We start from the raw sequence: 22,890 nt of genomic DNA on the forward strand, positions 1-22,890 counted from the left end.
GATATGAAGACACGCGCAGGAGGCCGGCACATGCCGACCTCCTGGGCGATACGGAAAACCACCCGGCGGATCAGGCCGGAGATACTTCCTCGGCCTGCAGGCCCTTCTGCCCCTGCACCACTTTGAAGGTCACTTTCTGGCCTTCCTTCAGGCTCTTGAAGCCGGAGCCGGTGATCGCCCGGAAATGCACGAACACGTCCGGGCCGCTCTCGCGGCTGATGAAGCCGAAACCCTTGGCGTCGTTAAACCACTTGACGGTACCGCTCTCTCGATCCGACATGACTCACTCCGATTACGCCCCTCGTGACCGGCTGCCCGCCCGCCCGGGCGGCAGTCGACTGGGTCATGCGCAACGCGGGTGACTCGCGCGGGTCTCACGCCGGCGCGGGCCCCCCCCGGGCCTGAGCTGACACAGTGAAAAAAGCATAACGGATTTTCGCGTCGTGCAAGCCCCCTTGCCGGCGGCGGTGGCCCGAAACGAGAAAAGCCGGGCATTGCTGCCCGGCTTCTCGGTACGACAGGAGGCTTCCCTGGCGATCAGGCCGGGGTCACTTCCTCGGCCTGCAGACCCTTCTGGCCCTGCACCACCTTGAAGGTGACCTGCTGGCCTTCCTGCAGGCTCTTGAAGCCGTTGCCGGTGATCGCGCGGAAATGCACGAACACGTCCGGGCCATTGTCACGGCTGATGAAGCCGAAGCCCTTGGCATCGTTGAACCACTTGACGGTACCGGTCTGACGATCGGACATGGATTTTCACTCCGTAGGTTTCTGGAATCGGAACCCGACCAGCAAACGCCGGCGGGAACACTGGATTGCGCGGAAATCCTCGGGGGTGAAGCGATGAAGCGGATAGGAATCAGCGGCATCGGGTCACGAGACTCTGGTGACCCCGGCAAACACAGTAACGCGATTATAACCACAGCCGGAAAAACTCCGCGATGCCGTTTTTCCCAGGCCCGGCAACCCTTCCGACATGGCAGGCGCCTGGCGTTCAGGTTCTTCTGACGGGGCGGGTAATCTGGCACCGGTCAGCGTTTCCCTAGGAGCCCCCGTGACATCCCGACGCCTCGCCGTGCACGCCCTATTGCTGCCATTGATGCTCGCCGCATGCGCCGGCGAACCTCACCACGGTTCATCGGCACGAACCGGAGCGACCGGGAACAACGAGCGTCCAGGGGGAGCGGAACCGCCCGTGGACACCGGTATCCCGGCCTGCGACCGTTACCTGGCCAGTTACCGGGCCTGCCACCGGGCGGCAGGGATCTTCCCACCCGATCAGATCGAGCCCCATTACCGCGAAATGCGCAGCAGCCTGCTGCGCGACTCACTCGATCCGCACATCCGTCCCCGGCTGGCCACCCGCTGCGAAGTGCTGACACGAAGCCTGCACGAAGCGCTCGACGGCAAGTCCTGTACAACAGACTCAAGCCAGGTGACCGCACCACGGCGTAACGGCAAGGACGACCGGTCCTGATCAGTGGTTGGCCAACGCGCCCCTGAGCAACCGCGCGAAAGCGGCCGGTCGCGTCCGGGTCAGCCTCACCGTGGGCGTGCCGTGCCAATCGGCCAATCGCTGCAGCACATCGGCCAACGCATCGGCCAGCCGCGTGTCGCCGTCGACGCCGGGCTCCAGGTACAACGCCTTGATCTCGAACTCCCCTTTCGAACGGTGTGCCTTGGCGTCCAGCCGACCGACCAGCGCACCGCGGTGGAGGATCGGCAACACGAAATAGCCGTACTGCCGCTTCGGCGCCGGTACGTAACACTCCAGTGCGTAGTCGAAGCCGAACATGCCCTGCAGCCGCTGGCGGTCCCACACCAGCGGGTCGAAGGGCGACAGCACCGCCGTATGCGTGGCGCGCAGCCGACCACCCAGTGCCTTGGCCAGCGCCCCGGCGTGATCGGCGTGGACATAACCCGGCGCATCCCAGCCGGCCACATCCACCTGCAGGACTTCGCCGTCGACCAGCAGAGGCCGCATTTCCTGGTCGGTCACCTGTGGTCGCAAACGGTAGTAGTCGGCGATCCAGCGCGCCGGCACGACGCCGAGCGCACGCACGGTGTCGGCGATGAAGTGACGACGCAGCCCCGCCTCGTCCAGGCCGGAGGCCACGCCCGAGTCCGGGGGATCCAGTCGCTCGCGCACGCGCCCGGCCAGGTCGTAGACCCGCTGGAATCTCTCCCGGCGCAACACCATCAGCTCGCCCAGTGCGAACCAGGCTTCCAGCCAGCGCTTCTCCGGTTTCCACGACCACCAGCCACCAGCACCACGATCCTCGCGGGTGAAATCCGCCGAACGTACCGGCCCGGTCTGGCCGATACGCTCCAGCAGTGCGCGCATCTCCGCGGGATATTCGCGCTGCATGCGCTCGGCGTGACGGTACGACCAGTGATGACCACGCCGATGCCGCCAGGCGTCGTGCAACGGGAAATCGGCAGCGGTAACAAAACACGCCTCATGCGCCCAGCATTCAGCCAGGCGCCCGTCGGCCAGCGCTTGCTCCAGCCACTCGGGCGGATAGTCGCCGAGCCGGGAAAACAGCACCAGGTAGGGACTGCGCGCGACGACGTGGATCGTGTCGATCTGCAGCAGCCGCATGCGCAGCACCGCATCCACAAGATCCTGCGGCCGTGCGCGACGGCGTGGCCGGGAAAGAAGCCCCATGGCATGCAACTGAAGACGCCGTGCCTGGTCCAAGCGGAGCGCTGGCGTGACGGTGCGCGGCCATCCGGTTGCTGCAGATTGAGATGGCATTGACACGTCCGTTGCTAGCGTGACCGGGCGCTCCCCTGGCGACCGAACCTTCGTGGTCCAGCCGCCGATGCGCCCACCCATCGATTCTGGCATGGAGTACCGAACATGACATTCCGCAGATCCTGGATTCCGTTCGTCGCTGCCGCCACGCTGTTCACCGCCGGCCAGGCGATGGCGGCGCAGACCGACAGCATGTCGTCCCCGTCCCCGGGAAGCACCACCGCCAAGCCCGACAGTGCCGTGTTCCAGACACCGCAGGGACAAGTCACCATCCGCAGCACGCTGCCCCCGGCACCCACCGACAGCGCGCCGCCACCGTTCGCCCAGCTCGCGGGCAAGGCTAAATTCATCACGCCCGAACAGGCGGCTGCCTACCCGCCGCTGGCGAACGATTTCGATTACGCCGACAGCAACAAGAACGGCAGGATCAGTGAGGCCGAGTACGCGCGCTGGACCAAGGGCAAGTAGGTCGCTATCGCCCGGACTGGCCGGCCGCAGTAACCTGCGGCCGGCCTTTTCGTGCCCGCGCCCGCCACAGACAACGAGATTTCCCGTCATGACGCCCCCCCTGCACCGGATGCTTTCCGTTCCATTCGCCGGCATGCTCGCGCTGGCTGCCGCCGCAGCCCACGCGCAGAACCCGGATCCGATGGACATCCGCGCCTGCACGGCGATCGAAAGCGACTCCCAGCGACTGGCGTGCTACGACCGCGCCACCGGCCGCGACAACCTGCCGATCGCGCAGAAGCACGGGAACCCCGACGACGTCGCGCTGTTCGCCCGGGATACAGGCAGGAAGCCCGATGACGGCAACTCCGTGGCCGCCCCCCTGTCGCTGCTCGACTCGCGCTGGGAACTGGCACCGGAAGCCAAGCTCGGCACCTTCAACATCCGGGGCTACAAGCCGGTGTACGTCATGCCGATCTTCGCCACCAGCAACCAGAACGACCGCCCGACCAGTCCGAACCCCGTGAACACGGTGTCGGCGCCGATCGCCCTGCAGAACGCCGAAATGAAGTTCCAGCTCAGCCTCAAGACCAAGGTCGCGCAGGACGTCTTTGGCGATGCGGGCGGCGACGTCTGGGTCGGCTACACCCAGTCCTCGCACTGGCAGGTCTACAACAGCAGACTCTCCCGCCCGTTCCGCGAGACCAACTACGAACCGGAAGCGATGCTGGTGTTCGACACGCACTACGACGTGCTCGGCTGGCAGGGCCGGCTGCTCGGCATCGGCTTCGACCACCAGTCCAATGGCCGTTCCAACCCGATGTCGCGCAGCTGGAACCGGGTGATCGCCGATGTCGGCTTAGAGCGACCCGGCTGGACCGTGATGATCCGCCCGTGGTGGCGGATCCCGGAGAGCGCGGCGGACGACAACAATCCCGACATCAGCGACTACATGGGACGCGCCGAGGCGCAGATCGTGCACGAGTGGCACGGGCAGGAATTCGGGCTGCTGCTGCGACACTCGCTGCGCGGCGGCAGCCGCAGCCACGGCGCGGGCAAGTTCACCTGGAGCTTTCCGGTCGCCGGCAACCTGCGCGGCTACATGGAACTGTTCAAGGGATACGGCGAGAGCATGATCGACTACAACCACAACGCCACCTATCTCGGCCTGGGCGTGTCGCTGCTCGACTGGTATTGAGCATTGCGTCGAGCGCAAAAGAAAACGCCGCCCGATGGGCGGCGTTTTTACTTCACCAGGACCGCAACGGCTCAGTGGTGATGGCCGCCCGGACCATGCACGTGACCGTGCTGCTGTTCCTCGGCGGTCGCCTCGCGCACCTCGGTCACCTGCACGTCGAAATGCAGGGTCTGGCCGGCCAGCGGATGGTTGCCGTCGATATGCACCACGCCGTCCTCGATCCTGGTCACGGTGACGTTGATCACGCCCTGCGGGCCGCGCCCCTGGAACTGCATGCCGGGCTGGATGTCCTCCACGCCCTGGAAAGCCTCGCGCGGCACCTGCTGCTCGAGCTCGGCGTGACGCACGCCGTAGCCCTCTTCCGGCGCCACGTCGACCTTGAACTGGTCGCCGACGGTACGGCCAGCCATCTCCTTCTCCAGGCCGGGGACGATCTGGCCGACGCCATGCAGATAGGTGAGCGGCTCGCGACCCGCCGAGCTGTCGATCACGGTGCCCTGGTCATCGGTCAGCGTGTAGTGGAAGGAGACGACGGTCTGGTCGGCAATCTGCATGAGGCTCTCGCATTGAAGTGAAAAAGTGGCGCCGGAACGATGGCGCGAGGCGCAAAGCCTAACAGATCGGCGTGATCCACCCTGTACAGCGCCGGCCGGATGCCCATACTGACGGGCATGCATCGATACCCTTGGCCGATCACCGCCCTGCTCTTCCTCGCCCTCTGTCCAGCCCTCGCGCTTGCCGCCGCCCCGTCTGCCCCGTCTCCGGCGACGCCCGCCGCGACGCCCACGGAGCTTGCCAGTCGCATCGACGCGCTGATCGACGCGCCTCGCTTCGGCGGCGCGGACTGGGGTATCGAAATCGTCTCGCTGGACAGCGGCCACACGCTGTACGCGCACCAGCCCGAGCGGCTGCTGGAACCGGCATCCACCGCCAAGCTGTTCACTGCCGCGCTGGTGCTGGAGAAGCTCGGGGCAGACGGACACACGAGCACCCGCCTGCTCGCCCGCGGCCCGGTCGTCCGCGGCCGCCTGCACGGTCCGCTGGTGCTCTACGGCATGGGCGATCCGACGCTGGGCACGGAAGACAGCACCGACTGGGCCGATCACCTGGCGACGACGCTTGTCGAGCGGGGGATCCGCAGGATCGATGGCGACCTGATCGCCGACGACACCTATTTCCAGGGGCCGCCGATCGGCGCCGGCTGGGAGGTGGGCGACCTGCTCGGCGCCTTTGCCGTGCCTGCCGCCGCACTCAGCGTGCAGGAGAACGCCGCCTGGCTGACCATCACGCCCGGAACCGCCGCCGGCGATGCGGCCGAAGTGGTGCTGGACCCGCCCTTCGCGATTCCAGACATGAGCAGCCGCGTGCTCACCACGGCCGCGGGCAGCCCGCCCGACATCAACCTCTACCGTGCGCCGGGCAGCGACACGCTCTACGCCTTCGGCTCCGTACCGACGGGCTCCGCGACGATGCGCTACCACCTGGCGATGACCGATCCGGCGCGCGTTGCCGGCGAGCTGCTGCGCAATGCCCTGGCCCGCCACGGCATCACCCTGCACGGCCGCGTGCAGGTGCTGCACTGGCCCGAAGAGGACGGCGCCTACCTTGCCGGCGCCGTCGAGCTCGGCCGCGTGGAATCGCCGACGTACGGCGCGATCCTCGAGCGCGGGCTCAAGCGCTCGCAGAACCTCTACCTGCAGAACCTGCTGCAGCTGGCCGGCGTACAGGCCCGAGCCCAGGCCATCGCCGACGGTACCGCGCCCGACGGTTTCCTCGGTTCCAGCGCCTGGGGGCTGCGCGCACTCGACGCCCTGCTGAAGGAGATCGGCATCGCCCCCACGCAGGCGCGGCTCACCGAAGGCAGCGGACTGTCGCGGCAGAACCTGGTCACCGCATCGGCCCTGGTGCGGCTGCTGCAGTACATGGCGACCCGACCCTACGCAGCCACCCTGCATGACGACCTGCCGGTGGCCGGCGTCGATGGCTCGCTGATAGCGCGCATGCGCGGCACGCCGGCCGAGGGCGAAGTACACGCCAAGACCGGCTCGATGACCGGGGTGAGCGCACTGGCGGGCTATGTGACCAGCGCGGGCGGCGAGCACCTGGCGTTCGCGGCGATCATCAACCACGACGTGCCACCAGAAGGCGCGGCTTCACCCAGCCACACGCTGGATGCCATTGCCGAACTGCTGGCGAACTACCGCGGGCGCCCCTGAGCGGTCAGCCCAGCCGCGACTCGATCTCTTTCGCGATCTTCTCCGGCGTGTCGGTCGGCGCATAGCGGCGAACCACCTGCCCCTCGGCATCGACCAGGAACTTGGTGAAGTTCCACTTGATCGCCTCGCTGCCGAGGATGCCCTTGCCTTCCTGCTTCAGCCACTTGTAGAGGGGATCGGCGCCTTCGCCATTCACCTCGATCTTGGCGAACATGGGAAAGCTGACCTCGTAGCGGGTACTGCAGAACTGGCGGATTTCCGCCTCGTCGCCCGGTTCCTGGTGGCCGAACTGGTCGCAGGGAAATCCCAGCACCACCAGCCCGCGCTCGCGCAGGCGCCGCCAGACCGCTTCCAGCCCCTGGTACTGCGGCGTGAATCCGCATCGCGAGGCCACGTTCACCACCAGCAGCGTCTTGCCGCGGAACTCGGCGAGCGCGCGCTCGTTGCCATCGATGTCGCGGGCGCTGAAGTCGTAGATCGTGGTCATGTCGGATCCGGCGTCGGAAAAGGCGTCAAGCGTGCGCCGAGGGCCCGTTCGTGCGCAAGCAGCGACATATGCATATGAGAAATCGCCAGATCCCCCGCTCCTGCGCGCGGGCTATCGTGCCCGCACTTTCGTCCGAGGCGATCCACGATGTCCCTGCTGCTCTCCAGCCTGATGGCGCTGGGCACGCTACTGCTGCTCGCCTGGCCCGGCCTGAAACGGTTTGCGGGCGACGCGGGCTGCGCGCGCAGGCATGACTCAGCCCGCTGATTCGGCGGGAATCTCGAATACCTGCCGCAGGTAGGTGACGTAGGCGGGGTCGTCGCACATGTTCTTGCCGGGACTGTCGCTGAGCTTGGCGACCGGCTGGCCGTTGCAGCGGACCATCTTGATCACGATCTGCAGCGGCGTCGGACCGACGTCGTTGGTCAGGTTGGTGCCCACGCCGAACGCGAGCTGGCAGCGCCCCTGGAAGTGCGCGTAGAGCTTCATCACCTGCGGGATATCGAGGCCGTCGCTGAATACCAGGATCTTGCCGCGCGGGTCGACACGGTTGGCGCGGTAGTGCGCCAGCACCCGCTCGCCCCAGGCGAACGGATCGCCGGAATCGTGGCGGGTGCCGTCGAACAGCTTGCAGAAGTACATGTCGAAGTCGCGCAGGAATGCATTGAGCCCGTAGACGTCCGACAGCGCGATGCCGAGATCGCCCCGATATTCGCGCGCCCACGCCTCCAGTGCTGCCACCTGCGAATCGCGCAGACGGGGGCCCAGCGCCTGGTGGGCCTGCAGGTACTCGTGCGCCAGGGTGCCCAGCGGGATCAGTCCCAGCTCGCGCGCCAACGCCACGTTGCTGGTACCGGCCAGTTGCGGCCCCAGCCGGTCGCGCAGCGCAGTCACCACCTCCCGGTGCCAGTCCCGCGAGAAGCGGCGGCGCGTGCCGTAGTCCGCGATGCGGCAATCGGCATAGCCCGGGGTGTCGTGCAACAGCGTGATCTTGGCCGCCAGCCGCTCGCGGCCGGTCGACAGATCAATGCCCGGCTGCGTGTTGCGGAAGTACACCTCGTTGATGATCGCCAGCAGCGGCACTTCGAACAGGATGGTGTGCAGCCACGGGCCGCGGATATGGATCTCGATCTCCCCCGGCGCCTCGGGCGAAGGCCCGAGCTCGACGTACTTGGTGTTGAGCCGGAACAGCCCGAGGAAGTCGACGAAGTCGCTCTTGATGTAGCGCAAGCCACGCAAGTACTGGAGCTCGTCCTCGTCGAAGCGCAGCTGGCACAGCGTCTCCAGTTCGCTGCGGATCTCGTCCAGGTACGGCACCAGATCCACGCCTGGCGTGCGGCATTTGAAGCGGTACTCCGCGTGTGCGCCCGGGTACTGGTGCAGCACCACCTGCATCATCGAGAACTTGTACAGGTCGGTGTCGAGCAGCGAGCGGATGATCATCGCCAGATCCGTGGGTGGGGTGCAGACATTATCGGTGCGAACGAAGGCGCACCGCGAACCTGGCCCGGAAGACGGGCATAAAAAAACCCCGGAGCGCCAGGGGAGGGGCGGGCCGGGGTTTGTCAGGTCGGCGATCCGGGGGAGGAAGGGGCCGACCCCTCAGCGGTCCGTTGTTCTGGCCCGCCTCTTGTCGCCGTCTCGGCGATACGACCCATTAGTGTGGCTGCCCCCTTTGAAGTTCAAGGCAGCCGCAGCCAGAAAAAGGCATTCGTTCAGCTTCCTCCGGCCGATGTCACGAAAGCCCTGGGAGATCAATCCATTGGGTCACCGAGACAACCCGGGGCTTACCGCTTCACCGGCCTCCGGGGCGGCCCCTTTCGGAAGCAGCGCCTCGAGTCTGGCCTGACGCTGCGCCGGTGCCAGGCGCCCCATCGCGGCCACCGCCTGGTAGAACGCCGGCCACTGGCGGTCCACCTGCGAGAACAACGCCGCGAAGGCACCGGTCCACCGGTCGTAAAGACCGAACGGCAGCAGCCGGGCGTTGTTGATCGGCGCGGCCACCCAGGCGTCGTAGCGATGGTCGCCCGGGAAGTCGCGATCGCGCCACGCAGCGTAGTCCCGCCGGAACGCCGCGATGTCGGCCTGCTTGCGCCGCTCCATCGCCTCGGCGTCGCCCGGACGCGCATAGTCCTGCCGCAGGCGCTCGCGCAGGCCCAGCACCAGCGCGGTGAAGCCGTGCTCCATCGCCTGCTCGCGACCATCCGGCGGCGGCAGGCCGCGGGACGCACGCCACTGGCGCAGCCCCTCGTGCTCGACGAAGGTGGCGAACGACTCGTTGAACGCCGTGTCCCCCTTCACGTAGACCTGCTGGTGCGCCAGTTCGTGGAACAGCGTGCCGGCCAGTTCGTCGTCGTCCCAGCGCATCATCGAGCTGAGGATGGGATCGGCGAACCAGCCCAGGGTCGAATAGGCCGGCACCGGCGACAGCCACACGTCCAGTCCCTGCTTCCTCAGCATCGCCGCGCGCTGTTGCGCCAGCGCCTCACGGAAGTAGCCGCGGTAGGCCACGCACCCGGCGATGGGGAAACACTGCGGCACAGCTTCCACCGAGAAGCGTGGTGCGGCGAAAACGTTCCAGGCCACATAGGGCCGGTCCAGTGCCACGTAGCTGGTGTAGCTGCGGTTGTCCGGCAGGTCGAGATGCTCCGAAGCGAAGCGACGCGCCTGCCCGGCCAGATCCAGGCGCCGCGCCAGCGCAGGCGGTGTGCGCGGATCCTCCAGCACCTCCGGAATCGACCGGCGTGCGAGCAGCAGCGCCGCCTCGCCATGCGCCACGTGACCGTAGTAGCGGACGGTGGCGCAGCCGCCCAGGAGCACCGCCAGCCCCATGCCTGCCAGGTACCGGCAGGCCGCCGTCCACCAGCGCCCCATCAGGGCAGCGGCACCAGAGGTGCCGATATCGCCTTAGCGATGACGCTCATCCGGGCTCCGCCGCCGCTCATGCTGCCCGCCCGAATCGTGGCTCCGCTGCGGTGGCCGGTAGGCGTGACCGCCGTTCGGATGTGGCGCATCGCGATGGCGATCCCCATCGTGGTCCCAGTGCCCGCGATGGTCATCACCCCGCCAGTGACGGTCGTCGCGATCGTCCCGCCAGTGACGGGAGCCGCCGTACCAGGTGGTGCCGATTCCCACCGTCACGCCACCCGGATAGTAGCCATAGGGGTAATCGTAATAGCCGTACCCGTAGGGCGCGTAATAGCCGTCGTCGTACACCCTGGTCGCGCGGCCGTAGTAGGCGCCGCCTCCGTCCGGCCCCCGGACATAGCTGTAGTCCGGCGCCACGTAGCAGCCCGAAAGCAGCGAGGCCGCCCCGACCAGCACGATTCCCAGCAGCATCTTCCTCATGACATGCCTCCGCGGACACACCGCGCCGACTGCGCGGGAGCACCACGCTAGTCCGTGGCGCTGAATGCCTCCTGATCCAGCCAGGCCAGCGTCGGGCAAGCGACTCACAGGCCGCCGGGCCGCAGCAGCGCCCCCATGAAATGCGAGAGCACGCGCGGCTCGATGATCAGGGTGAACGCCACACCGTAGGCCGCCCCCCACAGATGCGCGCTGTGGTTGACGTTGTCCTGGCCGCGCCGGTCCATGTAGATCGAATAGGCGGTGTAGAGCACCCCGTAGATGATCGCCGGCATCGGAATCACGAACACATAGATGCGCGCCCACGGCGCCAGCAGGATGAAGGCGAACAGCACCGCCGACACCGCTCCCGACGCGCCCAGGCTGCGGTACCGCGCGTTGCCCCGATTCTTCAGGTAGGTCGGCAGGATCGAGACCACCAGGCCGCCGATGTAGAACAGCACGAAACCCAGCGGACCGAGCCGGGCCGTAAAAAACTGCTCCATCAGCCGCCCGAAGAAGAACAGCGTCATCATGTTGAACAGCAGGTGCCCGAAGTCGGCATGCACCAGCCCGTAGGTGACCAGCCGGTAGTACTCGCGGCTGCGCTGGATCGCCGGCGGCCACAGCAGCAGGTCATCCATCAGCTTGCCGTTGTTGAGCGCCATGAAGGAGACCACGCAGGTCACGGCGAGGATGATGAGGGTGATCGTCATGGGTTCCGTCTGTGGATGAAGCGACTCGCCATCTTGGCCGGAGCCGCGGCAGCTGTCGACCGCCCGCTATCATGAAGGGCTACCGCCCTTTCTTGCGCCGCCGACGATGACCGCATTCCGCTACCTGCACCTGGACGTGTTCGCCGCCCGCCGCGGCGGCGGCAATCACCTCGGCGTGGTGATCGACGCCAGCGGCTGGACCGACGCCGCCATGCAGGCCTTCGCCCGCTGGACCAACCTGGTCGAGACCACCTTCCTGCTGCCGCCGGCCGATCCACGGGCCAGCTACCGCGTCCGGATGTTTACCCCGCACAAGGAAATCGACTTCGCCGGCCATCCGAGCGTAGGTAGCGCGCACGCGGCGCTGACCTGCGGACTGATCGAACCGCACGACGGCCTGCTATGGCAGGAGTGCCGCGCAGGCGTACTGCCGATCCGGGTGGAAGACCACGACGGGCACCGTCAGTTGCTGCTTCGCTCGCCGCCAGCCGCGGTGCGCGAGTCCGGCGCCGATGCCCACCCACTGCTGCGCCCTGCCCTGGCCGGCGTGGCCAGCGGCCGGCTCGCGCCCGCACTGGTCGAGGGTGGACGCCGATGGTGGGTGGTCGAATGCGTGGACGAGGCTGCGTTGCGCCGATGGCAGCCGGATCACGCAGCGATCGGTGCGCTGGGCAAGGCCACCGACAGCATGGGCATATGCGCCTTCGCCCGCAGCGAAGCATCCGACCACCAGCTCGTGGTGCGCGCGCTGGCCTCGGGCGCCGGCATTACCGAGGACCCCGCCTCCGGTGCCGCCAACGGCCTGCTCGCCGCCTGGCTGGCCCAGGCCGAACCGTACGGCCCGCTGGCCCGCGGCTATGCAGTCAGCCAGGGGCGCGAGATCGGCTACGACGCGCGGCTGCTCGTGCGCATCGACGACGATGGCGCGGTGTGGGTCGGTGGCCGTACCAACACGGTCATCGACGGCCGCCTGCAGTGGGACGCCAACGCATGAGCGCGGCACAGATCTGGGTGGACGCCGACGCCTGCCCGGTTCCGGTGAAGGAGATCCTGTTTCGCGCCGCCGAGCGCGCGCAGGTGCAGGTCACCCTGGTTGCCAACCAGTCCCTGCGCACTCCGCCCTCACGCTTCGTGCGCAGCCTGCAGGTGGCGGGCGGCTTCGACGTGGCGGACAACGAGATCGTGGCGCGGGTCGCCGCGGGCGATCTGGTGGTGACGCAGGACATCCCGCTTGCTGCGCAGGTGCTCGAAAAGGGCGCGCAGGCGGTGAATCCGCGCGGGGTACCGTTCACCCCCGACAGCATCGCCCAGCAGCTGTCGATGCGTAACTTCATGGAGGAGTTGCGCGGCGCCGGGGTGGATACCGGCGGACCGCCCGCCTTCCATCCGCGCGACCGCCAGGCGTTCGCCAACCAGCTCGACATCTGGCTCAGCCGGCGGCCCCGGTCCGGGTAGGGGCCCGCTCGCGGGCGATGCTCCTGCTCCTGATCCACAACGAGGCAAACAGAGAGAAACATCGCCCGCGAGCGGGCTCCTACGCGAAAGATTCGCTCAGGCGTCCTCGCCCCCGTCGAGGCCCGCGCGGCGCGCGGCGACCAGCGCCAGGGCGGACCAGTCCAGATCCTCGCCCCCGTGGGCCAGCGCGTCGAGGAGGCCATCGCGCAGCACGCCGGCAAACGGCAGCGGCACCCGCCTGCCCTCCCCTGCGCTCAACGCCAGGCCGACATCCTTGAGACCCAGCGGCATGGCGAAGCCGGCCGGGCTGAAACGCTGTTCGGCAATCAGCTTGCCGTAGCCCTGGTAGGCCGGCGCGGCGAACAGCGTGGAGGTCATCACCTCGAGGAAGTCCCCCGCGTCCACGCCGTAGGCGCGGGTCAGCGTGGAGGCCTCGGCCATCGTCTCGATCGCCGAGGCGAGCATGAAGTTGCCGGCGATCTTCACCACGCTGGCCCGCACCGGATCCTCGCCCATCGGCCAGACCTTCGCGCCCATCGCCTCGAGCAGCGGGCGTACCTTGTCGATGGCGGCAGGCTTGCCGGCGGCGACGATGTTGAGCTTGGCCGCAGCGGCGGCATCCGGGCGACCGAACACCGGTGCGGAAACGTAGTCGATCCCCCGCGCCGCATGCGCGTCGGCCAGCTCCCGGGCCAACGCCACCGAGATGGTGGCGTGGTTGACGTGCACCGTGCCCGGATCCATCGCGTCGAGCAGACCGCTGTCGAGGAACACCGCACGTACCGCCTGGTCGTTGGCCAGCATCGAGCATACGGCGTCGCCCAGCACGGCACGGTCGGGGGTCCTGGCCAGCTTCGCGCCCAGCGCTAGCAGCGGCTCGGCCGCCGCCTCCGAGCGATTCCAGACCGTGACGGCATGACCGGCTGCCACAAGGTTGCTGGCCATGGCGCTGCCCATGGACCCCAGTCCGATGAATCCGACTTTCATGCGATGTGCTCCGCGGCGAATGCTAAAAAGGTGGATGAGACCACCACCGGCGTTCAGTGGACGCGAAGCCGGCGCATGGCAGAAGCGCCGACCGGGGAACGCAGCGTTTCCTAGCCGGCCACCTCACCGGCCGCATGGCCGGATGCCCAGGCCCACTGGAAGTTGTAGCCGCCGAGCCAGCCGGTGACGTCGACCACCTCGCCGATGAAATACAGCCCGGGCACCCGCTTCGACTCCATCGTCGAGGACGAGAGCTCGTTCGTGTCGACCCCGCCCAGGGTGACCTCGGCGGTGCGGTAGCCTTCGGTGCCGCTGGCGACGATCGGCCAGTCGTGCAGCTGGCGGCCGATGTCGACCAGTTCCGCCTCGCGGAACTGCCGCATCGGTTTGCTCGGGAACCACACCTCGCACAGCCGCTGCGCCAGCCGCTTGGGGAGCAGGTCGCCCAGCACGTTCTTCAGTTCGGCCGCCGGGCGCTCGCCACGCTGCGCCACCAGCCAGTCACCGATGTCGGTCTCGGGCGACAGGTCCAGGCGCAGGTCGTCGCCCGCCTGCCAGTAGCTGGAGATCTGCAGGATTGCCGGTCCGCTCACACCGCGATGGGTGAACAGCAGGCCGGCACGGAAGCTGCGCTTGCCCACGCGCGCCTCGCTCACCGGCAGCGCGACGCCGGCCAGGTCCTGATAGCGCTCCTGATGCTTGCCGCTGAGCGTGAGCGGCACCAGGCCGGCCCGGGTCGGCAGCACGGTGTGGCCGAACTGCCGCGCCAGCTCGTAGCCGAAGCCGGTGGCCCCCAGGCTGGGGATCGACAGGCCGCCGGTGGCCACCACCAGCGAGGTTGCCTGCACCGGCCCGTCGGCCGTATGGACAAGAAAGCCCTCTTCCGATGTCTCCACCCGGCTCACCGCGCAGCCGGTGCGCACCTCCACACCGGCCGCCGCGCACTCGTCCAGCAGCATGCGCACGATCAGCTTGGACGACTCGTCGCAGAACAGCTGGCCGAGTTCCTTCTCGTGATAGCGGATGCCGTGCTTCTCCACCAGCGCGATGAAATCCCACGGCGTGTAGCGCGCCAGCGCGGACTTGGCGAAATGCGGGTTGGCCGAGAGGAAGTTGGCCGGCGTCGTGCCCAGGTTGGTGAAATTGCAGCGCCCGCCACCGGACATCAGGATTTTCTTGCCCGCCTTGTTGGCGTGGTCGACCACCCGCACACGCTTGCCGCGCTGGCCGGCGGTGATGGCACACATCAGGCCCGCGGCGCCGGCGCCGATCACCAGCACGTCGACCTTCATGCGCGGGAAACCGGATTCGATGACCACGGAGCGAACGACAGAGGCATGGCGAGAGGCATAAAGGCGCTGGATTCCGGCTTGCGCCGGAATGACGCGTGGAAGGATGAAGGCCGGTGATTATCCCATGCCCGCACTGGCTTACACTGGCGACCTTTTCCAGCAAGCCGAGATGTCGCCATGCCCTCCTTCGACGTGGTCTCCGAAGTCGACAAGCACGAACTCACCAACGCCGTGGACCAGGCCAACCGCGAACTCACCACGCGCTTCGACTTCAAGGGCACGAACGCGAAGTTCGAGCTGGACGATTTCGTGATCACCGCCACCGGTGCCAGCGAGTTCCAGCTCAAACAGATGCGCGACATCCTCACCACTCGCCTTGCCACGCGCAAGATCGACCTGCGCGCGCTGGAAACCGCCGACCCGGAAACCAATCTGGCCGGATCGAGGCAGAAGATCACCGTGAAACAGGGCATCGAGCAGGCGTCCGCCAAGAAGCTGATCGCCGCGATCAAGGCGGCCAAAATCAAGGTCGAGGCGCAGATCAACGGCGAGAAGCTTCGCGTCACCGGCAAGAAGCGCGATGACCTGCAGGCCGCCATCGCCCTGCTGCGGCAGACCGACGTCGGCGTGCCGCTGCAGTTCGACAACTTCCGCGACTGAGCCGGCCCTCAGGCCGCGCCGCGACGGCGCAGCAACTGGCGCCCGATCCAGGGTGCCAGCGCCACCGCCACGCAGGCCATCGACACCGCCCACGAGAGGATCTCCCACGGGAGCACCGGATGGGGGTGATCGCTCGCAATGCAGGCCACCAGCGCCCCGGTCAGCGCCGAGAAGAACTGCACCAGCTCCACCCAGTACAGCACCGGCACCGGCTGCAGCCGCAGAGGCAACCGGACCCGGACCTGACGTCGGGCCAACCAGCCGGGCACGCGCAGCACCAGCTGCACCAGCAGAACGGCGACGGCCACCTGGTAGAGCGTCGCGTGCCAGGGGACATGGATGCCAGGGCGTTCGCCATGGCGGCAGGCGAATACCGCGAGCGTCACCAGCGCGTTGAACAGGACGAGACGCGCGGCCGCGCGGCGAGAGACATACGGGATCACCCGTAGGCGGCCGTCGCGCACGTCCGATGCCCTGGGCGGCAACCAGCGATAGCCCTCGCCGTCTTCGCCGACAATGCCGATCATGCGGCCTCCTCAGACCTGGCCAGCCACGATATTCACCGTGACCGCGATGATGAACACGTTGAAGAAGAAGGCGATCACGCTGTGCAAAAGCACGATGCGCCGGATTTCGCGGCTGCTGATCTGCACGTCCGATACCTGGAACGTCATCCCGATCACGATCGAGAAATAGGCGAAATCCCAGTAGTCGGGCTGCCCCTTGCCGGGAAACTCCAGGCCCTGGTGCTGGCTGCCGTAGTCACCGTAGAACCCGTGCGCGTAGTGCAGCGCAAACATCACGTTGATGAACAGCCAGGACAACACAATGCTCGCGCCAGCCACCGCGAGCGACAGCACACCACCGCCCTTGGCCACATGCAGTTCGGTGGCCAGTGCCACCATCACCACGGCGGTGATGCCGATGGAGCTCCACAGAATGCCCCAGCGTCCGGCATCCTGCAGCCGGGCCTGCTGCCGCATGCCAGCCGTACTCGACCGGTTGAACATCAGCAGCATGCCGAGCAGGAAGGCCGCCGCGCCAAGGTCGAATCCCCCCAGCAGCGCGGGAGCCGGCGCCATGCCACCGGCATACAGGCACGCGGAGGCCAGCAGGAACACGCCGGCCGACAGGCTCAGCCGTGGACGCACGCGAAGCGAGCGCAGCGGGCGCCAGCGCTTCGCCGGTGCTTTCACGGAGTCATCGTTCATGGCATGTCCGCACGACCGGGCTCATGCCAGCAACCCGGCGACAGCGGCGTGGCGATGTGCCCATGCCGCCGCATACGAACAGGCCGGACGCACCCGCCATCCTCGTCGCTCCGCCACCTCGAACGCAGCCGCGACCAGCGCCGCGGCCATGCCGACCCCGCGCACGGCCGGGGGTACGCCGGTGTGGTCGATGGTCATCAGCGGAGGCGACGCCCCGGTGTCCAGCAGGTAGGTGAGGATGCCGCGATGACCGTCATGCACGGTCTCGAACAGGCAGGCATCCTCATCGTGCTGGACCGCAAATTCCTCGGACATGGCCTCTCCCGGCAATCGATGCGACAAGCATACGACCGGCGCGGTCGGCCGGCCGCACGTCGCGGGAGAACGCCAGGCGCAACATGTTGCGCGGTCAGCCGGCAGTTAGCGATTGCTCACCCGGGGCCCCGCCGGACGGGTCGATGATCCCCGTGTCCCAGGATGTCCGGTCAGGGCATCCCGATCCGCGCAAGCCGCGTTCGCTCAGGCCACCTGGCGTGCCGCCTGCCGGCGGGCGCGTACCGCATCGGCCAGCCGGGTCAATACTTCGACCGAGCGATCCCAGTCGATGCAGCCGTCGGTAATGCTCTGGCCATAGGTCAGCGACTCGCCCGGCACCAGGTCCTGACGACCGGCCACCAGATGGCTCTCGACCATTACGCCGATGATGCGCGACTCGCCTCCGGCGATCTGGCCGGCGATATCGGCCACCACCGCCGGCTGGTTTTCCGGCTTCTTGCTGCTGTTGGCGTGGCTCGCGTCGATCATCAGCCGCGGCGCCAGCCCGGCCTTGGCGACCGCAACGCAGGCCGCCTCCACGCTGGCCGCGTCGTAGTTCGGCGCGCTGCCGCCGCGCAGGATCACATGGCAATCGCCGTTGCCGGCCGTCGTGGCGATGGCGGTGCGGCCGTCCTTGGTCACGGCCAGGAAATGATGCGGTTGCGAGGCGGCCAGCACCGCGTCCACGGCGATCTTCACGTTGCCGTCGGTGCCGTTCTTGAAGCCGACCGGGCACGATAGCCCCGACGCCAGCTCGCGGTGCACCTGGCTCTCGGTGGTGCGCGCACCGATCGCGCCCCAGCTCACCAGGTCGGCGATGTACTGCGGGGTGATCATGTCGAGGAACTCGCTGCCGGCCGGCACGCCCAGTTCGTTGATGCCGATCAGCAGGCCCCGCGCCAGGCGCAGGCCGCGGTCGATGCGGAAGCTGCCATCCAGATCCGGGTCGTTGATCAGCCCCTTCCAGCCGACCGTGGTGCGCGGCTTCTCGAAATACACGCGCATCACGATCTCCAGCGCATCGGCATGCTTCTCGCGCTCAACCGCCAGGCGCTGGGCATATTCGATGGCGGCCCGGGTGTCGTGGATGGAGCACGGGCCGATCACCACGGCGAGTCGATCGTCACGCCCCTGCAGGATGGCGTGCAGCCGCTCCCGGCTGCGGGCGACGGTGCGGTGTGCGGCCTCCGGATCGGCGCAATCACCGATGACGTCGGCGGGCGTGGACAGGCGCTTCAGCTCGCGGATGCGCAGGTCGTCGGTAACGGTGCTCATGGTGCGGTTCCTCGTGTCGGGGTTCCGGGCGACCATGAAAAAAGCCGCCAGGGTTGGGCTGGCGGCTTTCAGGATTCGGTGGGATCGGTGTTCTGCTTACGATCGCGCCCCTGGCTCCGCCTGTGGCTTCGGATAGCCATAAAACCAAGCAAACCAGCGGGCGGTGCGGATCGTCATGGAGTTAGGGATACCACATCCGACGACCGATGCAAACGTCGGAAATGGCATAAGCGCCGACCATCGGTGGCCGGAGGGCGGGCGCACGTTGCCGCAAGCGCCTGCCGGCACCTGTCGGCGCCGCTAAGATGCGCGGCATGCCCACCGCCCTGCACCTCGTCACGCGACCGGCCCAGGCAGCGATCCGCCGCTGGGTGGCGGGCGCGTTCCCGCGCAACGGCGGCGGCACGGTCGATTACGACACCCCGGTGGGCGATCCCGGCCTGTTCGATCCGGACGGCGCGACCTGGCGCATCCATGCCGACTTCCCCGGCATGCTCGCCGGCGGCCTGGCCGCGCTGATGCTGCAGACGCTGCATCCGCTGGCGCTGGCAGGGGTGTGGGACCACTCCAATTTCCGCGAGGATCTGCTCGGCCGGCTGCGCCGAACCACCACCTTCGTCGGTGGCACCACCTATGCGCCCCGCGCGTCGGTGGAGGCATTGATCGAGCGCGTGCGCCATATCCACGACCGGGTCCGCGGCAGCACCGAGGATGGCCGCCCCTACGATGCCAACGACCCGGCCCTGCTCACCTGGGTCCACGTGACCGAGGCCTACAGCTTCCTGCAGGGCTATCGCCGATACAGTCACATCGACCTGCCGGCCGGTGCGGCCGACCGCTACTTCGACGAATGCCGCCGGGTAGCCGAAGCGCTGGGGGCGCGGGATGTGCCGCGCAGCGAGGGCGAGGTCGACGCCTACTTCCGTGCAGTGCGCCCCACGCTCGCCTATACCGGGCGCACCCGCACCGTGCTGGACATCCTCGCCCAGGTGCGGTTGCCGGTGCCGGTCGCCTCGCTGTCGCGCGACGTGTTCCTGCACGCCGGGGCCGCGCTGTTGCCCGAATGGGCGGTCCGGATGCTGCGGAGGACGCCTGCCCAGCGGGCCAGGGCACGGATGGCGGCGCATGCGCTGTGGTCGATGGCACCGGTATTCCGGCTGGCCCTGACCGAAGGCATCGCGGCGCATGCATGCCGCCGGGTCGGACGCGATCCGCGCGAACTGCACCGCTGGTAGGTGCGTGCCCAAGCCCGGCTCAGGCGAGGGATTCTCCCGACATCACGCGATTGCGCCCGGCCCGCTTGGCCGCATAAAGCGCTGCATCGGCACGACGACGCAGCACGGTCATGTCCCAGCCGCCGGGACCGGCCACGGCGGTGCCGATCGACACCGTCAGGCGCACCGGTTCGCCGTTGATCACCAGCGGCGAGCTCTCGACCGTGGCGCGGATGCGCTCGGCCAGCGCCAGCAGGCCCGCTTCATCGACACCGGGCGACAGCACCAGGAACTCCTCGCCGCCCACGCGACCGACGATGTCACCGCTGCGGAGCATGCTCTGGATGTGACCGACCAGGGCCTGCAGCACCTTGTCGCCGCCGTCGTGGCCGAAACGGTCGTTGATGGTCTTGAAGTGGTCGGCATCGAGCAGCAGCACACCGACCGACCCCCTCCAGCCCCTGGCTTCGGCCAGCATCCGGTCGGAAGCCTCGCCCATGGCGCGCCGATTGGCCACGCCGGTCAGCGGATCGATGCGCGCCAGTTCGTGCAGTTCGCGACGCAGGATCTCGTTGTAGAGCAGCAGGAAGCCGATACTGGCAAACAGCGGCTGCATGCCCGAGAGCAGCACGTAGAACACGTTCACCGGCGACGGCGTGGCCACCTGCTCCGGCGGGTGGGAGCCCAGCCACAGCGACCCGTTTCGCCACAGCAGCAATGCCAGTTCCAGCAGGTAGACCCACAACAGCACGCATCGGGCACGCGTGTCGCGGTCCCGGCAACCGCCGCGCAAGGCCTCGACATTGAGCAACACGTTGCCCAGGATCGCGCACGATCCCCACAGCACGCGCAGCCGGTAGTCGGGATAGACCGCACCCAGCCAGGAAACGCCGGCCCAGCCGAGGAAACCGATCGTCGCCGCCGTCTTCAGCCGCAGCGGCTCGCCGAGCAGTTGGCGGATCGCCACCACCACCATACCCTGGGCGAGCAGGTTGAGGGCGTTGCCTCCGATCACCAGCGCGGAGGGGGAAATGAACGCCTGCAACGCCAGCAGTCCGTAGCCGGTAGCCTCCACCGCCAACGCAAGCGCGCGCAGCCTTATGGCCGCCAGCGCGCGGTCGTTGCCGCTGTGGGTGCCCACCCAGAGCATGAGACCCAGCGCCAGGGCCTGCACCGCATTGAGCAGAGACAGTGTTTCGACTTGAACCGGCATCCCCTCTCCCCGCCCGGCCGGCCACGTGTGCCGCCGAATTGCACGGCGCGATAGTACCTGTCGGGCCGGCCTCCGTGCACGGCGGCGGCTCCCCGGGGTCACCCGGGGCTTTGCCAGTCTGCGGGGATTGGCTACTTTCGCCGCGGGGACACTCAACCGGACACCGGATGGCCACGCTCATTCCTTCCCGCAACAGCTGCCTGCCGCGCATGACCGGCGGCGAGAAACGCGTCTCCGAACGCCTGGAGCAGAAGCTCGAGGACGACTACCTGGTCTGGTACGACGTCCCGGTCGGCCCGAAGCAGCGGCATCCCGACTTCGTCATCGTGCACCCGCGCCGCGGCCTGCTGGTGCTGGAGGTGAAGGACTGGAAGGCCGAGACCCTGCAGCAGGTCGACAGCACCCAGGTCACCCTGCTCACCGACCGCGGCACGGTGAAGGAAAACAACCCGCTGCTGCAGGCACGCGCCTATGCGCTGGAGATCGGCGTGGCGCTGCAGAAGGACCCGGCCCTGCACTTCCCGCCGGGCCACCGCCACGCCGGCAAGCTGGTGATGCCGTGGGGCTGGGGCGTGGTGCTGGCCAATATCAGCCGCAAACAGTTCGACGAGGGCGGACTGGACGCCGTGCTGCCGGCGCACCTGGTGATCTGCCGCGACGAGATCTACGAGTCGGTGGAAGCCGAAGCGTTCCAGGAACGGCTATGGGCGATGTTCCCGCAGGTGTTCCCGGTGGCGCTCACCCTGCCCCAGCTCGACCGCGTGCGCTGGCACCTGTTCCCGGAGCTCCGGGTCGACCCGGGCTCGGGCCAGTTCGGCCTGTTTCCCGCCCAGGCGGACGAGCCGGGCAAGGCGATCGAGATCCCCGAGCTGGTCAAGGTGATGGATGCCCAGCAGGAGCAGCTCGCCCGCTCGCTGGGCGACGGCCACCGCCTGATCCACGGCGTGGCCGGCTCCGGCAAGACGATGATCCTGGGCTTCCGCGCGCTGCAGCTGGCACGGACCATGGCCAAGCCGATCCTGGTGCTCTGCTACAACAAGACCCTGGCCGGGCGGCTGGACCAGCTGGTCGGCGAGCGCGGCCTGTCGGACAAGGTGCAGGTCTACAACTTCCACCGCTGGTGCCGGCAGATGCTCACTGCCTACCACGTCGACCTGCCCACGAAGGAGGGCAAGAGCACCGACGATTTCTTCGCCGAGATGGTCGAACGGGTGATCGCCGGCGTCGACCGCGGCCAGATCCCACGCTTCCAGTACGGCGCCGTGCTGGTCGACGAAGGCCACGACTTCGAGCCGGACTGGTACAAGCTGATCGTGCAGATGGTCGACCCCAGCACCAACTCGCTGCTGGTGCTGTACGACGACGCGCAAAACATCTACGGCCGCGACGACCGCCGCAAGTTCACCTGGAAGGAACTGGGCGTGCAGGCGCAGGGCCGCACCACCATCCTCAAGCTCAACTACCGCAACACGCTGGAGATCCTCTCGGTGGCACGCGGTTTTGCCAGCGACCTGCTGATCGAACGGATCGGCGAGGACGACGGCGTGCCGCTGATCGCGCCGCAAAGCGCCGGCCGCCGCGGCCCGGTGCCCGAGCTGATCCGCACCGACACCGCCGGCGAGCAGCTCACCGTGCTGATCCAGTGCCTGCGCGACGAGGCGGCCCACGGCCGGCCACTGTCGGACATGGCGGTGATCTTCCGCAATCAGTGGGAAGGCGAAAAGCTGCACGAAGCGCTGAAGCGCGAGGGCATCGCCAGCCGGCTGGCCGAAGGCGATGGCAAGCGCGCGCTGTTCCTGGTCGAGGACGCGGTCCGGCTGGTCACCATGCATTCGAGCAAGGGCCTGGAGTTCCCGGTGGTATTCATCCCGGGGCTCGGCTCGCTGCCCAAACCGGGCAAGGACGAGGCCGAGGAAGCCCGCCTGCTCTACGTGGCGATGACCCGCGCCACCGAGCGGCTGGTGCTGATCCACCATGAGGACTCGGTGTTCAGCCAGCGCATCCGCAACGCGATCAACGACGTGCAGGGGCAGTTGCAGGCGCTGGAGTGAGCCGGCGCGGTGGGGTGCCCAAACGCGATGAAGTCACTGGATGACCAGCCCTG

Annotated in this window: 25 protein-coding genes; 9 read left to right on the forward strand and 16 right to left on the reverse strand. The window is 67.9% G+C overall.

From position 1 onward, the window contains the following. Nucleotides 1-70 precede the first annotated feature (70 nt). Both ATSB10_RS06340 and ATSB10_RS06345 read right to left on the reverse strand, forming a co-directional pair. On the reverse strand, nucleotides 71-280 hold the full coding sequence (locus ATSB10_RS06340) for a cold-shock protein (protein WP_017460963.1): 210 nt from the start codon (nucleotides 278-280) through the stop codon (nucleotides 71-73). A 257-nt stretch (nucleotides 281-537) separates the two neighbouring features. After that, nucleotides 538-747, reverse strand: a complete 210-nt coding sequence (locus ATSB10_RS06345) for a cold-shock protein (RefSeq protein ID WP_017460964.1) — start codon at nucleotides 745-747, stop codon at nucleotides 538-540. Nucleotides 748-1,192: 445 nt separating this feature from the next. Here ATSB10_RS06345 and ATSB10_RS06350 point away from each other — a divergent pair, with 445 nt between their 5' ends. Next, nucleotides 1,193-1,474, forward strand: a complete 282-nt coding sequence (locus ATSB10_RS06350) for a hypothetical protein (protein ID WP_236886507.1) — start codon at nucleotides 1,193-1,195, stop codon at nucleotides 1,472-1,474. Here ATSB10_RS06350 and ATSB10_RS06355 read toward each other — a convergent pair whose 3' ends face one another. Beyond that, nucleotides 1,475-2,599 carry a winged helix-turn-helix domain-containing protein gene (locus ATSB10_RS06355; RefSeq protein ID WP_335645881.1) on the reverse strand — a complete coding sequence of 375 codons (1,125 nt, stop codon included), beginning with the start codon at nucleotides 2,597-2,599 and terminating at the stop codon, nucleotides 1,475-1,477. A 261-nt stretch (nucleotides 2,600-2,860) separates the two neighbouring features. Between ATSB10_RS06355 and ATSB10_RS06360 the strand changes: the two genes are divergently transcribed. Then, nucleotides 2,861-3,223: a hypothetical protein gene (locus ATSB10_RS06360; protein WP_063671372.1), complete on the forward strand. Its 363-nt coding sequence runs from the start codon at nucleotides 2,861-2,863 to the stop codon at nucleotides 3,221-3,223. Nucleotides 3,224-3,332: 109 nt separating this feature from the next. Beyond that, a complete protein-coding gene (locus ATSB10_RS06365; protein ID WP_063671374.1) occupies nucleotides 3,333-4,400 on the forward strand; it encodes a phospholipase A in 1,068 nt (355 codons plus the stop codon). Nucleotides 4,401-4,471: 71 nt separating this feature from the next. On the opposite strand, the gene ATSB10_RS06370 is transcribed toward ATSB10_RS06365, so the two are convergent. Then, on the reverse strand, nucleotides 4,472-4,954 hold the full coding sequence (locus ATSB10_RS06370; RefSeq protein WP_063671376.1) for an FKBP-type peptidyl-prolyl cis-trans isomerase: 483 nt from the start codon (nucleotides 4,952-4,954) through the stop codon (nucleotides 4,472-4,474). Nucleotides 4,955-5,071: 117 nt separating this feature from the next. Between ATSB10_RS06370 and dacB the strand changes: the two genes are divergently transcribed. Continuing rightward, the gene (dacB, locus tag ATSB10_RS06375) at nucleotides 5,072-6,616 is read left to right on the forward strand and encodes a D-alanyl-D-alanine carboxypeptidase/D-alanyl-D-alanine endopeptidase (RefSeq protein ID WP_063671378.1); all 1,545 of its coding nucleotides are present in this window, start codon (nucleotides 5,072-5,074) and stop codon (nucleotides 6,614-6,616) included. Between the two features lie 4 nt (nucleotides 6,617-6,620). Here the strand turns inward: dacB and ATSB10_RS06380 are convergent, their stop codons facing one another. The 5 genes from ATSB10_RS06380 to ATSB10_RS06400 form a co-directional block, all read right to left on the reverse strand. Then, nucleotides 6,621-7,103: a glutathione peroxidase gene (locus tag ATSB10_RS06380; RefSeq protein WP_063671380.1), complete on the reverse strand. Its 483-nt coding sequence runs from the start codon at nucleotides 7,101-7,103 to the stop codon at nucleotides 6,621-6,623. 255 nt (nucleotides 7,104-7,358) lie between these two features. After that, complete coding sequence (gene pncB / locus ATSB10_RS06385) at nucleotides 7,359-8,546, reverse strand: nicotinate phosphoribosyltransferase (RefSeq protein ID WP_063671382.1); 1,188 nt, start codon at nucleotides 8,544-8,546, stop codon at nucleotides 7,359-7,361. 324 nt (nucleotides 8,547-8,870) lie between these two features. Beyond that, nucleotides 8,871-9,977 carry an aminopeptidase gene (locus ATSB10_RS06390; protein ID WP_425478170.1) on the reverse strand — a complete coding sequence of 369 codons (1,107 nt, stop codon included), beginning with the start codon at nucleotides 9,975-9,977 and terminating at the stop codon, nucleotides 8,871-8,873. Nucleotides 9,978-10,010: 33 nt separating this feature from the next. Then, nucleotides 10,011-10,451, reverse strand: coding sequence for a hypothetical protein (locus tag ATSB10_RS06395; protein ID WP_063671386.1), 441 nt, complete (start codon nucleotides 10,449-10,451; stop codon nucleotides 10,011-10,013). Between the two features lie 104 nt (nucleotides 10,452-10,555). Next, entirely contained in the window at nucleotides 10,556-11,164 is a 609-nt protein-coding gene (locus ATSB10_RS06400; RefSeq protein ID WP_063671388.1) for a rhomboid family intramembrane serine protease, read from the reverse strand. 106 nt (nucleotides 11,165-11,270) lie between these two features. Between ATSB10_RS06400 and ATSB10_RS06405 the strand changes: the two genes are divergently transcribed. Next, entirely contained in the window at nucleotides 11,271-12,158 is an 888-nt protein-coding gene (locus tag ATSB10_RS06405) for a PhzF family phenazine biosynthesis protein (RefSeq protein ID WP_063671390.1), read from the forward strand. Continuing rightward, on the forward strand, nucleotides 12,155-12,619 hold the full coding sequence (locus ATSB10_RS06410) for a YaiI/YqxD family protein (RefSeq protein ID WP_063671392.1): 465 nt from the start codon (nucleotides 12,155-12,157) through the stop codon (nucleotides 12,617-12,619). Before ATSB10_RS06405 ends, ATSB10_RS06410 begins: the two co-directional genes overlap by 4 nt. 96 nt (nucleotides 12,620-12,715) lie before the next feature. Here the strand turns inward: ATSB10_RS06410 and ATSB10_RS06415 are convergent, their stop codons facing one another. Both ATSB10_RS06415 and ATSB10_RS06420 read right to left on the reverse strand, forming a co-directional pair. Then, on the reverse strand, nucleotides 12,716-13,606 hold the full coding sequence (locus tag ATSB10_RS06415; RefSeq protein ID WP_063671393.1) for an NAD(P)-dependent oxidoreductase: 891 nt from the start codon (nucleotides 13,604-13,606) through the stop codon (nucleotides 12,716-12,718). A 110-nt stretch (nucleotides 13,607-13,716) separates the two neighbouring features. After that, entirely contained in the window at nucleotides 13,717-14,898 is a 1,182-nt protein-coding gene (locus ATSB10_RS06420) for a BaiN/RdsA family NAD(P)/FAD-dependent oxidoreductase (protein WP_063671395.1), read from the reverse strand. 177 nt (nucleotides 14,899-15,075) lie between these two features. Here ATSB10_RS06420 and ATSB10_RS06425 point away from each other — a divergent pair, with 177 nt between their 5' ends. Next, nucleotides 15,076-15,558 (forward strand): YajQ family cyclic di-GMP-binding protein, encoded by a 483-nt coding sequence (locus ATSB10_RS06425; protein WP_063671397.1) that lies wholly within the window; start codon nucleotides 15,076-15,078, stop codon nucleotides 15,556-15,558. Nucleotides 15,559-15,566: 8 nt separating this feature from the next. Here ATSB10_RS06425 and ATSB10_RS06430 read toward each other — a convergent pair whose 3' ends face one another. The 4 genes from ATSB10_RS06430 to ATSB10_RS06445 all read right to left on the reverse strand — a co-directional run bounded on the left by ATSB10_RS06430 (nucleotide 15,567) and on the right by ATSB10_RS06445 (nucleotide 18,359). Beyond that, nucleotides 15,567-16,085, reverse strand: a complete 519-nt coding sequence (locus ATSB10_RS06430) for a hypothetical protein (protein ID WP_063671398.1) — start codon at nucleotides 16,083-16,085, stop codon at nucleotides 15,567-15,569. Nucleotides 16,086-16,094: 9 nt separating this feature from the next. Next, the gene (locus ATSB10_RS06435; RefSeq protein ID WP_063671400.1) at nucleotides 16,095-16,769 is read right to left on the reverse strand and encodes a DUF1345 domain-containing protein; all 675 of its coding nucleotides are present in this window, start codon (nucleotides 16,767-16,769) and stop codon (nucleotides 16,095-16,097) included. A 21-nt stretch (nucleotides 16,770-16,790) separates the two neighbouring features. After that, nucleotides 16,791-17,084, reverse strand: coding sequence for a GNAT family N-acetyltransferase (locus tag ATSB10_RS06440; RefSeq protein ID WP_063671402.1), 294 nt, complete (start codon nucleotides 17,082-17,084; stop codon nucleotides 16,791-16,793). 204 nt (nucleotides 17,085-17,288) lie between these two features. Then, on the reverse strand, nucleotides 17,289-18,359 hold the full coding sequence (locus tag ATSB10_RS06445; RefSeq protein WP_063671404.1) for a 3-deoxy-7-phosphoheptulonate synthase: 1,071 nt from the start codon (nucleotides 18,357-18,359) through the stop codon (nucleotides 17,289-17,291). Between the two features lie 314 nt (nucleotides 18,360-18,673). Here ATSB10_RS06445 and ATSB10_RS06450 point away from each other — a divergent pair, with 314 nt between their 5' ends. After that, entirely contained in the window at nucleotides 18,674-19,594 is a 921-nt protein-coding gene (locus ATSB10_RS06450; RefSeq protein WP_063674368.1) for an oxygenase MpaB family protein, read from the forward strand. A 19-nt stretch (nucleotides 19,595-19,613) separates the two neighbouring features. On the opposite strand, the gene ATSB10_RS06455 is transcribed toward ATSB10_RS06450, so the two are convergent. Further along, nucleotides 19,614-20,786: a GGDEF domain-containing protein gene (locus ATSB10_RS06455; protein ID WP_063671406.1), complete on the reverse strand. Its 1,173-nt coding sequence runs from the start codon at nucleotides 20,784-20,786 to the stop codon at nucleotides 19,614-19,616. 167 nt (nucleotides 20,787-20,953) lie between these two features. Between ATSB10_RS06455 and ATSB10_RS06460 the strand changes: the two genes are divergently transcribed. Next, a complete protein-coding gene (locus tag ATSB10_RS06460) occupies nucleotides 20,954-22,837 on the forward strand; it encodes a 3'-5' exonuclease (protein ID WP_063671407.1) in 1,884 nt (627 codons plus the stop codon). The last annotated feature ends 53 nt before the right edge of the window (nucleotides 22,838-22,890 follow it).

The organism is Dyella thiooxydans (genome assembly GCF_001641285.1).
GTDB classification, from domain to species: domain Bacteria; phylum Pseudomonadota; class Gammaproteobacteria; order Xanthomonadales; family Rhodanobacteraceae; genus Dyella_A; species Dyella_A thiooxydans.

Bases quoted from the DNA above. Each gene is read 5' to 3' on its own strand.
- ATSB10_RS06340 (WP_017460963.1), bottom strand. From the start codon at position 280: ATGTCGGATCGAGAGAGCGGTACCGTCAAGTGGTTTAACGACGCCAAG.
- ATSB10_RS06345 (WP_017460964.1), bottom strand. From the start codon at position 747: ATGTCCGATCGTCAGACCGGTACCGTCAAGTGGTTCAACGATGCCAAG.
- ATSB10_RS06355 (WP_335645881.1), bottom strand. From the start codon at position 2,599: ATGCGGCTGCTGCAGATCGACACGATCCACGTCGTCGCGCGCAGTCCC.
- ATSB10_RS06360 (WP_063671372.1), top strand. From the start codon at position 2,861: ATGACATTCCGCAGATCCTGGATTCCGTTCGTCGCTGCCGCCACGCTG.
- ATSB10_RS06365 (WP_063671374.1), top strand. From the start codon at position 3,333: ATGCTTTCCGTTCCATTCGCCGGCATGCTCGCGCTGGCTGCCGCCGCA.
- ATSB10_RS06370 (WP_063671376.1), bottom strand. From the start codon at position 4,954: ATGCAGATTGCCGACCAGACCGTCGTCTCCTTCCACTACACGCTGACC.
- dacB (WP_063671378.1), top strand. From the start codon at position 5,072: ATGCATCGATACCCTTGGCCGATCACCGCCCTGCTCTTCCTCGCCCTC.
- ATSB10_RS06380 (WP_063671380.1), bottom strand. From the start codon at position 7,103: ATGACCACGATCTACGACTTCAGCGCCCGCGACATCGATGGCAACGAG.
- pncB (WP_063671382.1), bottom strand. From the start codon at position 8,546: ATGATCATCCGCTCGCTGCTCGACACCGACCTGTACAAGTTCTCGATG.
- ATSB10_RS06390 (WP_425478170.1), bottom strand. From the start codon at position 9,977: ATGGGGCGCTGGTGGACGGCGGCCTGCCGGTACCTGGCAGGCATGGGG.
- ATSB10_RS06395 (WP_063671386.1), bottom strand. From the start codon at position 10,451: ATGAGGAAGATGCTGCTGGGAATCGTGCTGGTCGGGGCGGCCTCGCTG.
- ATSB10_RS06400 (WP_063671388.1), bottom strand. From the start codon at position 11,164: ATGACGATCACCCTCATCATCCTCGCCGTGACCTGCGTGGTCTCCTTC.
- ATSB10_RS06405 (WP_063671390.1), top strand. From the start codon at position 11,271: ATGACCGCATTCCGCTACCTGCACCTGGACGTGTTCGCCGCCCGCCGC.
- ATSB10_RS06410 (WP_063671392.1), top strand. From the start codon at position 12,155: ATGAGCGCGGCACAGATCTGGGTGGACGCCGACGCCTGCCCGGTTCCG.
- ATSB10_RS06415 (WP_063671393.1), bottom strand. From the start codon at position 13,606: ATGAAAGTCGGATTCATCGGACTGGGGTCCATGGGCAGCGCCATGGCC.
- ATSB10_RS06420 (WP_063671395.1), bottom strand. From the start codon at position 14,898: ATGAAGGTCGACGTGCTGGTGATCGGCGCCGGCGCCGCGGGCCTGATG.
- ATSB10_RS06425 (WP_063671397.1), top strand. From the start codon at position 15,076: ATGCCCTCCTTCGACGTGGTCTCCGAAGTCGACAAGCACGAACTCACC.
- ATSB10_RS06430 (WP_063671398.1), bottom strand. From the start codon at position 16,085: ATGATCGGCATTGTCGGCGAAGACGGCGAGGGCTATCGCTGGTTGCCG.
- ATSB10_RS06435 (WP_063671400.1), bottom strand. From the start codon at position 16,769: ATGAACGATGACTCCGTGAAAGCACCGGCGAAGCGCTGGCGCCCGCTG.
- ATSB10_RS06440 (WP_063671402.1), bottom strand. From the start codon at position 17,084: ATGTCCGAGGAATTTGCGGTCCAGCACGATGAGGATGCCTGCCTGTTC.
- ATSB10_RS06445 (WP_063671404.1), bottom strand. From the start codon at position 18,359: ATGAGCACCGTTACCGACGACCTGCGCATCCGCGAGCTGAAGCGCCTG.
- ATSB10_RS06450 (WP_063674368.1), top strand. From the start codon at position 18,674: ATGCCCACCGCCCTGCACCTCGTCACGCGACCGGCCCAGGCAGCGATC.
- ATSB10_RS06455 (WP_063671406.1), bottom strand. From the start codon at position 20,786: ATGCCGGTTCAAGTCGAAACACTGTCTCTGCTCAATGCGGTGCAGGCC.
- ATSB10_RS06460 (WP_063671407.1), top strand. From the start codon at position 20,954: ATGGCCACGCTCATTCCTTCCCGCAACAGCTGCCTGCCGCGCATGACC.